7 protein-coding genes and 3 pseudogenes are annotated in these 11602 nt (G+C 36.7%); 2 read left to right on the forward strand and 8 right to left on the reverse strand.

What is annotated here, in order from left to right; all coding sequences use genetic code 11:
• Positions 1-234: 234 nt before the first annotated feature.
• A pseudogene (locus tag MPH60_RS24815) lies at positions 235-495 on the forward strand (nitrilase-related carbon-nitrogen hydrolase); the annotation flags it as partial.
• A 1114-nt stretch (positions 496-1609) separates the two neighbouring features.
• Positions 1610-2290 (forward strand): annotated as a pseudogene (locus MPH60_RS24820) (IS110 family transposase); the annotation flags it as partial.
• A gap of 116 nt (positions 2291-2406) precedes the next feature.
• On the opposite strand, the pseudogene MPH60_RS24825 reads toward MPH60_RS24820, so the two are convergent.
• From MPH60_RS24825 to MPH60_RS24855, 8 genes and pseudogenes are all read right to left on the reverse strand, one after another.
• Positions 2407-3016 (reverse strand): annotated as a pseudogene (locus tag MPH60_RS24825) (IS6 family transposase).
• A 462-nt stretch (positions 3017-3478) separates the two neighbouring features.
• Complete coding sequence (solA, locus tag MPH60_RS24830) at positions 3479-4618, reverse strand: N-methyl-L-tryptophan oxidase (RefSeq protein WP_241594559.1); 1140 nt, start codon at positions 4616-4618, stop codon at positions 3479-3481.
• Between the two features lie 38 nt (positions 4619-4656).
• Entirely contained in the window at positions 4657-6039 is a 1383-nt protein-coding gene (locus MPH60_RS24835) for a sodium/glutamate symporter (protein ID WP_241594560.1), read from the reverse strand.
• 190 nt (positions 6040-6229) lie between these two features.
• Positions 6230-7027 (reverse strand): SDR family NAD(P)-dependent oxidoreductase, encoded by a 798-nt coding sequence (locus MPH60_RS24840; protein WP_241594562.1) that lies wholly within the window; start codon positions 7025-7027, stop codon positions 6230-6232.
• Positions 7028-7395: 368 nt separating this feature from the next.
• On the reverse strand, positions 7396-9162 hold the full coding sequence (locus MPH60_RS24845) for a sigma-54-dependent Fis family transcriptional regulator (protein WP_241594563.1): 1767 nt from the start codon (positions 9160-9162) through the stop codon (positions 7396-7398).
• Positions 9163-9549: 387 nt separating this feature from the next.
• Positions 9550-9666, reverse strand: coding sequence for a hypothetical protein (locus tag MPH60_RS28050; RefSeq protein WP_442957029.1), 117 nt, complete (start codon positions 9664-9666; stop codon positions 9550-9552).
• Positions 9667-9671: 5 nt separating this feature from the next.
• Positions 9672-10328: a recombinase family protein gene (locus MPH60_RS24850; protein WP_241594564.1), complete on the reverse strand. Its 657-nt coding sequence runs from the start codon at positions 10326-10328 to the stop codon at positions 9672-9674.
• A gap of 482 nt (positions 10329-10810) precedes the next feature.
• Positions 10811-11596, reverse strand: a complete 786-nt coding sequence (locus tag MPH60_RS24855; RefSeq protein WP_241594566.1) for an SDR family NAD(P)-dependent oxidoreductase — start codon at positions 11594-11596, stop codon at positions 10811-10813.
• Positions 11597-11602 lie beyond the last annotated feature (6 nt).

Consider the following 11602-nt stretch of genomic DNA (forward strand, 5'->3'; position numbering starts at 1 on the left):
AGTTTACAGTCTTTACCGTCAATGAAAATAACTAAAGCCGAATTTCCCTTAGCGTAGGGAAATTCGGCTTTTATGTTCCAAATATTGTCTTAGCGTATGTTTTCGTTAAAATGTTGGCAGTACCCCTAAATAACCTTCCCCTAACTTTAGAATAATCACTCTTTTGAGTGTAATCTATTGATTAGAGGATGAAAACAATACTTTGCGGTCTAGAGCAGCTACCCTGTCACTAGGCCTATGAAAGAGGATCATTGGGAAACTCTACTCCGTGCCAGAGCCATTGAAAATACTGTGTTCGTTTGTGCTTCTAACCAAGCCGGCAATATCTTTTCTGGACGGAGTATGATTGTCGATCCAATGGGAGTTATAGCAACTAGTGGAGGCGAAGAAGAAACTTTGATTATGTCTGATATTGACCTTGATCGTGTACATCGTGTGAGAGAAAAACTCCCTAGTGTAGTTAACCGTAAACCTGAATTTTATGTTACAACTTGATATTCCTAGAGTAGTTCTTTACTGACATCTTGCAATTAATCTTCCCAACTTGAACATTTTGAAATTCAGTAGACAATGAGTTTATAATAGGTGTATCAAATAGTCCTGTTGCGTCAGGGCTAAAAATTTAACTTAGTGGTCGCACACTAGGTTATAGAAGAAGTCATTTCCGTTAGTGCCTGAGAAACACTAACATATGGAAATGGCTTTTTTGTTTATCCGTTCGTTTTTAAGTTACTGATAATTTTAACTCTATCAAACTGGTAAAGCAACCATAATTAACAAGGTTCTGATAGTTTCCGCCATACCGTAAAAAGTAAAAAAGCCCAGCCCATTACAGGCTAAGCAGGTTTCCGTTTTGATGTCTGTACCCCAATTTCAGCTTAGAGTGGTGGGACTGGTGGGGGTGGTGGGATTGGAAGCTGTGGAGGACGCTGATTGTAGCTTTTGTTATACCATCCCATATATACAACACTCCTTTTTAATGGGGTGAAAAAATACATGCTTGTCCAAATTACCTAAGTTCAGTGCTTTTATCTTATCGAGTCTTCTATTGAAAAAATCCCTCTCAAAAATTCGTTCCAATAGAGTACACCCTATTGAGAAGGTAGCGATTTATTGATTTTCAAGGCTTTAAAGCGTCTCAAATACACTTATCAAAATTGTTTTAATGGTATTTACTCCCATAGTGGCCCCTCACTCTTCGAATCATTTCCGTACCCCTATTGGGGCAGCGTCAGGAAAATGCGGATATACAACGTTAAGGGGTACCACCAACAATTTTAAATCAAAAAATCGATTTCCTGTACATTAAGAAATAGATTTTTTATTTGTCTTAATAAACTAACGGGTGCGTTCGTATTATAAGGTTAGCCAGTTTTTACTGGTTGACCTTTTTTAATAGAATCTATTATATCAGTAGCCAGGGTAGGACGTACGGGTGCGTGGGACTTGATCCCGTGAACTAAACTGTCCGCCCCCTACTTGTAGAAACATGTTTGAGGCTGGTTGGGACACAGATCTCGTATAACAAGCGAAGCTATGACACTACATGGAGGGCTAGGGGTACTGGTTAGTAAGTAGAGGAGGAAAAACAACGAATCCAGTTGTCGGTCTGGATGTGGCAAAAGGAGAGAGCCAAGTTCAGGCATTCTTAGATCAATCTAAACCGTATGGGAAGAGCTTTTCAATGAAGCATATCAAAGAGGAGTTAGATCATTTTTTAGAATTTCTAAAAGAAATTGAAGAGGTGACAAGGCAGATGCCTATGGTCATTTTAGAATCTACAGGGCATTACCATTCTCCTGTTATTCAATACCTGGAGGATCAAGGGATTCTATATATCTTACTAAATCCGATTATTTCTTATCAGGCAAAGAAGTCCAGTTTACGGAAAGTAAAAACAGACGCTATCGATGCGTACCAGTTGTGTGTGCTGTATTACAAAGAGGATTTAGAACTTCATAAAATTAGAGGAATTCAGCTATTAGACCTTCGGAATTTGTCCAGACAACAGGAAATCGTAACGAATATGTATGTGGAAGCTAAACTTCAGTTTCACACCATTTTAGATCAAGTGTTTCCTGAATACCGGAAGGTTTTTGGGGATCTATATTCGAAGGTTTCTTTATTGATGTTAAAGGAATATCCTACTTCAGAGGCGGTATTAAAAGCCGGAGAAAGTAAACTAGCAGAGAGTGTAATGGAGTTCTGCCCTAGCCGATCTGGTCAATGGGCATGGGGAAAAGCCAAAAAAATAATGGACTCCCATCTCGAAAACCATTTCAGAAAAACGGGTTCTGGTGCAAAATTAATGCAATAGAAACATAGAATGGTAATATCCTGTTAACTTTGAGATTAAGCAGCTACTCCGAACAACTTATGAATGAATTCAACCTCATTTTGGGCAGACTATGCCCGTTGATGAGGGTGATCTTTTTTAACCATATGCATAGCTTCGATACCACTCAAAATATAGGTGGCTGTTCGAAACGATTTCAATCCCAACATGGAACGGACCCGTTTTTTTATAAAACGATGATCTTGTTCCACAATGTTGTTCAGGTACCGTATTTGTCGTACTCGTATGCCTTCTGGCATACTTTTTTCTTCTTTTAACTCTTGAATCGCTACAGGATAAACTGGGTTCTTATCAACCGTAATCACACGTGGAGTTGTAGAAAGGCAAGTAGCCAAGGCTTTCTTAAAAAAGCTCTTGGCTCCCTTGTTTATCTCTTAATTCACTTAGATAGAAATCAATCGTATTCCCTTCTGAATCGACTGCACGATACAAATACATCCATTGTCCTTTTACTTTTATGTATGTTTCATCTACTCTCCACGAGTCATTGGTCTGCTTAAGATGACGACGAATTCTCTTATCTAAATCAGGGCCATATTGATGTACCCAACGCATAATTGTTGTATGAGCCATTGATAGACCACGTTCCTCCATCATTTCTACAAGATTACGAAAACTAAGGTTGTACCGTAGGTACCATCTGACAGTGAGAAGAATAATTTCTGGTTGATAATGTTTCTATTTAAATAAATTTTCCTTAGACATACTGATCACACACCTTTTTTAGAGTAATAGTATCAGTATGTCCAAGATTTAGAGATTAATTTCAATTGTCTTGAAGTTTTTGCACCAGAACCTTTGATTGGAAATCTAACATTATTGCCAGGAGGTCTAAAGTGTTTTCCTTCTTTACGTTAAATCACAAAAAGTGATGTGAATCATTATTTTATCACCATCCAATAAAAGAACATTCTCAATCTTCGCATTGATAGGAAGTTTAGATTTAGAATATCCTTCAGTGTATCCTCAAATTCTACTACTTCAAAATTTCCTTAAAAGAGTGACCAAAAGAAAGGCTGGCCCTTCAAAAGTCACTTTTCAGTGACATTTTGGGACAGCCTCTTTTGAGTTCGAATAAAAAATGAAGGTTTGTTAAAGTCTGAAACGCTATATTTAAAACTTCTACTTTTCAACTTTTTGCAGTAGTCGTGCTGGAGCAAATGAATGAACAGGAAAGCTTATCTCTTGGTTGAGAGCAATCTCACCTGCTATTTTCCCAACTACAGGTCCCATTTTAAATCCATGTCCAGAGAATCCACCTGCAACTGTTATAAACTCAGATCCAGGGAGCTTGCCGATAACGGAATGATCATCAGATGAATAGGCATCCATATAAGCAGCAACTCGGATGGGATCTGGATGAAGCCCTTGAAGATACGTTCGGACAATTTCCAAGGTATCCTTTAATTCCTCAATTTCAACCGTACGGTTTAGCAGGTTTGGATCTGGTACTTCGCATACTGGAAGGCTGGTGCCGACTTTTACCATACTGTGGTCTATAGAAGGTGTTCCAAAAAATTTGTGCGTATTGTTCCTTCTTGTAAAGACTGGGAAACAATCTGGTTCAAACTTGCCAATGTCTTCTGCTGCAAACCATGAGAGAATAATCTTTTTTGCCTTCACTTCACGCTTAAATTGCGGCAATAAATCTGTCAGCCATGGGCCTGCAGTAACAATCAACTGACCTACTTTGAATGTTCCATTTTCGGTTCGAATCTCTACTCCGTCTGAAACTTCTTTAATATCTAGCACTTTAGTATATGAATGAACGGACGAACCAAGCGCTTCAGCTCTTTTCGCTGCAGCCAGGACCGCGTGTTCTGGCTTTAGGACGCCTGCTTCTTTATCAAATATTATTATTTCATCTTCCAATAAAATATGTTGAGGATATTTCTCAGTTGCAGTTTTATGATCAAGAATCTCATGATCTATGTCAAAATCGTTGACACTTTTTAATACATTTTGCATAAATTCTGCATCAGGGTGCCCAATTGTTAATCCTCCATTAAGTAAAAGCAGCTGTTTGTTTGTTTCTTTTTCCAGTTCTATCCATAATTTTTTTGATTCCTTAAGCATTGGCACGTATTGTGGTCCTTCCTTGTATGCAGTGCGAAACAAGCGGGACTCCCCACCTGCCGCAGAACGATCGTGTCCGATTCCATACTGTTCAAATCCAACAACCGACACACCTTGACGGGCTAGCTGCCATAAAGTCATGCTTCCTATAACTCCCAGTCCAATTACGCCTACTTCATAATTCAAGGGTATTCCTCCTCAATATCATTTTAATTGTTCTAAATTTATTTCATTTCTTTCTCTGATGTATTTCCAATTTCAGGGATTTTTCTATTAGATAAAGGTTGAACAGTCCATTTGTTTAATCGGGCAATGCCGTACACTATTAGTCCAAATCCTAGTGTGGCTAATATGTATGCCCATGAATAGCCTGAAACAATAATTAGTGGAGTAAATGTAACTATCGCGATTTCAATTGGAGCGATGGGAATGTATGCCAGCCCGAAATCATCGAGCGTCTTAGTTTCCATTTCTGGATCAGCTATGCGAAGGAGGGCAATCCCTGTTGCAACGCTTCCAGTCAGCCAACCCCAAGTGAACAACCCTTTTTCAAACCAATTTTCCTTAAAATAGTGGCGAGATAAGTATGTGCAGCAAAGATACGAATAAACAATGCCGAATATCATTAAAATGATGAGCGGCACAAGATAATTCGCAACAACAGATATGCTAATTGATGAAATCCCAAATACCACAAGCAAGTCAGTTGCACTTCCACTTATCTTTGAAATTAATTCCTTACTTACATATTCATCACTTTTCGTAGATTCTAGCAGTTTTTTTACAAAATTCCCTAAAATAAAGGCCAAAGAAAAGGCTGGCAATGCCACCATTGGAAGTAAAGCAGCTCCCCATTGGCTCAAATAGTAACCGCCCATACCAATAAGAATTACAATGGCTACATGAAAAATCAACGGATCTATAGAGATACTTGAAACAGTATCAATAACGACGTTTTTTCTTGATTTAGCGGGAATTAAGCCTTTTACCAAAGAAGTAGAAAGGTTCATATTGGTCAGTGGAGTGAAAAAGCCTTTACGTGAAGCTACTTTTATAAAAATCATTCCACCAATGATTCCACTTAAAATGCCAATCGTGGCTGATGTCATGCCAATTGATGTAGCGTCAGCCCACCCATGTGACTCAAATGAAGCTCCAATTGCAGCAGCTGTTCCGTGTCCTCCAGCAAAACCAGCTGCTAAAAGAACACCGAATCCTTGATGCAAATCTCCCCAAAAATTGTTGAGAAGTAAGAGAGAAAAGAGCAAGCCTCCTCCCCACAGGCAGATCATGACAACTTGGGAAAATGACCACAATCCTCCGATTCTTTTTGCAACTTCTTTCCATTTTACTTTTTCAGAAGAAAGAGGAAGTGCACCAAAAATAACAGCAATTAGGATGGCTGGATAAACACCAATTTGATTGGAGAAAGGGAGAATATTTAATCCATTAGGTCCAAGCAGAAGTCCAATCATACCTGCAGTAATGCTTGCAGGCAAGAACAATTTTTGAAACAAGGAAACTTTAGCTCTTAGGATCATTCCTATTAGCAAGAGAAGTGAAGCAAAACCTATATCTATAAACATACTCCATGCTGTGATCTCCATATCTGACCTCTTTTCTGAAATTTGTATTTTAATCTAAATGAGGGTGGATATTTTGCCTCACTTACAATCGCTAGCCAAAATATTCAGGTAATACTTATCGTACAGTTACTATCAAAACAAACCACATATCAGGGAGAAAGTAACCAAATGAATGATCAATTGCGTGTCATATTGGTCCACCATGCATCAGTTACAAAACACTTCCACCGGAAATCTTAATGGATTCCCCAATGATATTTCCCGTAGCATCCGTTAATAAAAACGCGATTGTATTGGCCACTTCAATCGTTGTAGATATTTTTCCAGACGGAATGCTGGCTTCAATTTCAGCTATTTTACTTTCAATTAATATCCCCGATTGTTTTGCTTTTTTTTCGATAAGATCTCTTGCCATATTCGTATCAACATACCCAGGACAAACAGCGTTCACTCGTATATTTGCTTGTATCGCTTCCAATGCCAAGGACTGGGTAAAGCCTATTAAAGCAAATTTGCTAGAACAATAAGCTGAGTTGCTAAAGGTTCCTCTTAATCCTGAAAGAGAAGAAACGTTAACAATCGCTCCTTCCCGTTTTTTGAGCATCTTTTGATAAACCAGTTGTGTTAGCATAATGGTTGAGGTGTGATTAATGTTCATCATATTGTTCAAATAATCTTCTGTAAGGTTGTCAACTGTTAAATTTCCTGCAATAGCTGCAGCATTGACCAAACCTGTAATCGTGCCAAGCTTTTTTTCGCACTCTTTCACAAGCTGTACTCGATCTTCAGTCTGAGTGATGTCAGCAATCGTTACAGAAAGATTTGATTCTTCTGTCACGTTAGTCAGTTCCGTGTATAGCTGTGTAAGCTTTTCCTGATTTCTTCCTGTTATCGAAACGGAGGCACCCATTCCCGCCACTATTTTGGCCGTTTCATAACCAATTCCTCCAGTTGCACCTGTAATTAAAATGTGTTTGCCCTTTAAAGCCTCTTCAGAAAAAATGCTCAAGCAATTCCCTCCTTCTATTTACTTTTCTTTCACATGATGATTGCCGTCATGGTAGTTATGGTCATCATAGAGGCATCTCTTTGCCCTCACCCATAATCGTTACTACTCCATGTCTTCCATCCCCCTATATCCGAGTGTCTCTCAATCATTCCTAAACTTTTGACTTGCTCAATCCTCTTACCCTAGGTAGGGAACAGAATGAGGGAAGGGAAGCTAAACTAAACCTCCTCCCCTTGTATTCAATTAATTGCAAGATGTGTGCCAACTTTTTCCCTTTAAATTCCCCTGTTTTTTTGGAAAAATGGAGTTTATATTCTCATATTGAGAAAAATGATTCTCATAATAAGAAAAATTCTCATTTTTAATATTTATATTTGATATTTTTTAATCTTCCTATAGAGGGTTGCAACACTAATATTTAGCTTTTGTGCTATAAGTCTTTTTGATTTTGTAGACCAACCATAGTTCCTTAAATAACTGCGAATCATTTCATTTTCCATATCTTCTAGACTCATACTTGTACTTTCTGTAATCATAGAGACCGACCGGTCTTCAGAAACAGCTTTGTAAAAATAGGCAGGGAAATTTTCGGAGCTAATGGTTATATTATTGGGAGGGACATCATTCATAGCATATTCAATAATGTTTTCAAGCTCTCTTACATTACCAGGCCATGGATAGGAATCCAGTAATTTTTCAGCCTCCGTCGTCAAATGAGTGCCACTTTTGCAAAGAGACTTTTTGAATTTCTTGATAAATCCTCTGGCTAATAGTAAGATGTCTTCTTTTCTTTCTCTTAAAGGTGGTAAATGGAGCGGAATAACATGAAGACGATAGTAAAGATCTTTTCTGAAAGTCCCCTGATTCACCAATTCTTGTAAACTTTCATTTGTGGCTGCAATGATTCTAATATCAATTTTTCTTGATTCTTTTCCTCCTATGCGGTCAACTTGCCTATTCTGTATGACTCTTAACAGCTTTGCTTGCAGATACAGAGGCATTGTGCCAATTTCATCGAGAAATATTGTTCCTTTGTTTGCTAATTCAAATTTTCCGATTTTCCCCATGTTGTTTGCCCCTGTAAAAGCCCCTTTTTCATATCCAAAAAGCTCACTTTCTATCAAATTTTCCGGGATTGCAGCACAATTTATCGCTATGAACGGTTCGGAGTTTCTGGAGCTTTCGTTGTGAATGGCTTGTGCAAATAAATCTTTTCCCGTTCCATTCTCTCCTGTTAAAAGAATTGTAGAAGAATGTTTGGCAAACTTTAAAGCTTGAAGCTTAATTTCTTGAAAAGCCTTACTACTACCTTGAATATCATTCATTTGAATCTTATCTTCAGGTAGGCTTAGTGTATTGTAATGACTAAGATATTGAAAGGAAAACATCACACCTGTTACCCTATGGTCGTTCATGATTTGTTTATATTCACCTAGAATCATGGTGCCACTTACTTTCAGTTTAAGGGAAATTTCCCCTTGCTGTAGTTGATTTCCTATTAAGTAAATCTCTTCAGGAAAGTTTTGGAACAAGTCAAAAATATTTTTTCCGTATATTTCATGTTGGTCTTCCTCCAGCAATGAAAAGGAAAGGTTATTGCCATATTTAATAACACCTATATTATCAGTCATTAATAAACCATTGGGATTAAAATTAGCAACTTCCTCAATTTCTTTCAAGAGTTCTAACTTTTTTTGTATGAATTCTTTTTCCATAATTTTCGATTCAATAAGTTCTGCCATCTTTTCAATAAAATCGAGAATTCCTTGTCTGGCATCATAAATGTTTTCCATATTTACTTCTTCATAAGCGACAATATTAATAGTGCCTATGACTTTCCCTCTTAAATAAACTGGAGTAACGATTCCTCCTACATATGTACATTTGCCTAACCCTGGACAGATTTTACAAATCTTGTGTTGCGTAGCATGGCGAATTATAATAGGTCGTCCTTTTGCTAAAACTTCCCGGCAAGCAGTCCCAAAAAGCATATTTTGACCTACCTTTTTCCGGGCAAATCCGGTTGCAGCAACCCTCTTCAGTTGATGATCTATAATCTCAACATCTATGTTAAAAGCTGCTCTAATCGCTTCTGCAATGTCTTGTGTAAGTTTTTGTATCATTTGTAAACTCATTGAGTCTCCTCCTTAATCTTTTTATTAGTCATATTATATCTGAAATTTCAGATAATACTATATTCAGCTTGACGAAGTATAGACTCTGATTGGGACTTTACTAACAAAAAGCATATCAAGATATAGTTATGTTAAGAGAAACTGTTTTGTAAGTGAAACGAAAGACTTGACTTAATTTTCCGAATATTATGATTTTTATATTGTGTAAATCACTGACTACTGGTATTATATTTACAATAGAGAGTGAACGTTCACTTCTATGTGTTAAGAAATGATAATTGAGAAAAAAGGGTAATTCGTAAGAACGTAGGAAACTACTGCCAGAATGAGAGGAGTCAAAGGAAGGATTTCACTTGATTATGCCTGAATCAGCCAAAAGAGTTTATGTTAAACCAACTGTATAAAGGGGGAGTAGTCCCGTCGATGACTATGAATGTTTTCCAAATCATGTTGTGAGAAGGTGTAGTAAGTAGCAAGTTCTCTTTCACCATTGGGAGGTACCATCCATTCTAAACGTTGGTCTGTTGTAAGAAGTTCTTTTCCTCGCAAGGGAGTTGCCCCTTTCTTTGATCTTCATACTCTTTTACACGTCGATAAAAGGTATTTGGCTTTAAATCAAGACGCTTCATTCCTTCTGTCGCAGTAATTAATCCAGATTTCCACTCATCATATACCCCAATGAAATCAGAATTGATCTCGTACTTACGACGCCCGAATTTCACTCCCTTATTCTTTGCTACTTCAATTCCTTCAGCCTGCCGTTGTCTATTCTTTTTACGTTCTTGCTCAGCTACATAAGAAAGCAAACTTAAAAATTGGTCCTCCATTAACTTCCCAATATCACCCATTCCTCGGAATTTCCGGCTATCAAAAAGCGTCTCATTCTCTAATACAACAATATCTGCGTTTAGCTGCCGTGTAATATACTTCCATTCTCGAATAATCCCATCATAATCCCGACCTAATCGGTCTAATGCATCCAGGTAAATCAAATCCCCTTCTCGAATGATTAGGAGCAACGCCTGATACTGTGGACGATTAAAATCTTTTCCACTTTGTTTATCAATGAAGATATAACGTTCTTCAATTTTAAGTTCACGAAATTTCTTAAGCTGTCGTTCTGGATTTTGATCCTTAGCTGAAACACGAACGTACCCCAATTTCAAAAATAGCAACTCCCTCCAAAAACTATTAATCTATGTCAAAAAGTATATCAACAATTTGAAATGTTTCAAAATGAAAAAAAACACTTAATGACACGTGGAATAATACCTGTTTCCAACGTGTCATTAAGTATGCTTTTTGACAGTAACCACAACATGAACAGTACCTAATATTTCTGTTATTAAATGACAATAAAGATGTTTAATCTGGTAAACAAATTCATTTTTTACTGTTGTTTAATAAAGTTAATCATGTTTTTCAAAGGGCGGGATTGTTAAAGATCAGGGATTTTTTGTGGTGAATTCCAATTAGAAAGTATACTAGTTTATTCAGGTAACTGGTAAATTAGTGAAAGTGAAACTTTTGGAAGAAAAGATGTGATCACTACTGCACCTGTTTATTACTTTTGGGTCATCAAATCATAAAGCATTTTAAGAAGACGACCTAACTTATTTTCTTTAATTCAAACAGTAAATTACATATATTATATGATAGTTGATAAAGCACCTCCATCGATTTTCCAATTCAATCCATTCAAACTATTGTTGCTTGAATAAATAAACATTATAGTATCTAATACAGTTTCTAATGGTATGAGAGAATCGTATGTTGAATATGGGAAATTTTTTTGCAAGAAGTTACTTGTAAATTCTCTAACATCTACATTAAGATTATCTGCAGCTTTCTGATACTCATTTAAATAATACGGAGTCGCTAAAGAACTAAATAAAATTGAATTAGAAGTTATATTATGACCTCTTAGAGCTTGTGCTATAGCTCTATTAAGACTTAATAATGCCACTTTACTACTTGAATACGAAGCTAATCCTTCTCTTACTTGTAGAGAAGATTCAGTATTTATCATAATGATTCTCCCGAAATCATCCTTTTTCATCTCTTGAATTATTTGAGATGTGAATAATAAGGGAGAGAAAGTATTTACATTAAAGTGATCAAGCAAATGGTTATAGTTTATCGATAAAGTGCCTTCAGATTCAAGATGACATGCATTATTAATTAACAAATCAACCCCATTGTAAACATTGATTGTACGATCAACTAAATCACTTATATTATTAGGATCTCTTAAATCATATTTAATATATTCAATCTTATCTTTAATGCAATATAAAGGTGTCTCAGAAATATCTCTTTTACCAATAGCAACAATTTTCGCATCGTGTGTATTGATAAATTCTTTAGTTAAATAAAGTCCAAGACCATCTGTAGCACCCGTAATTACAATTCTTATCCCACTTATATCTATCATTACACA

It is taken from the genome of Peribacillus sp. Aquil_B1 (genome assembly GCF_022603275.1).
Taxonomy (GTDB): Bacteria; Bacillota; Bacilli; order Bacillales; family DSM-1321; genus Peribacillus.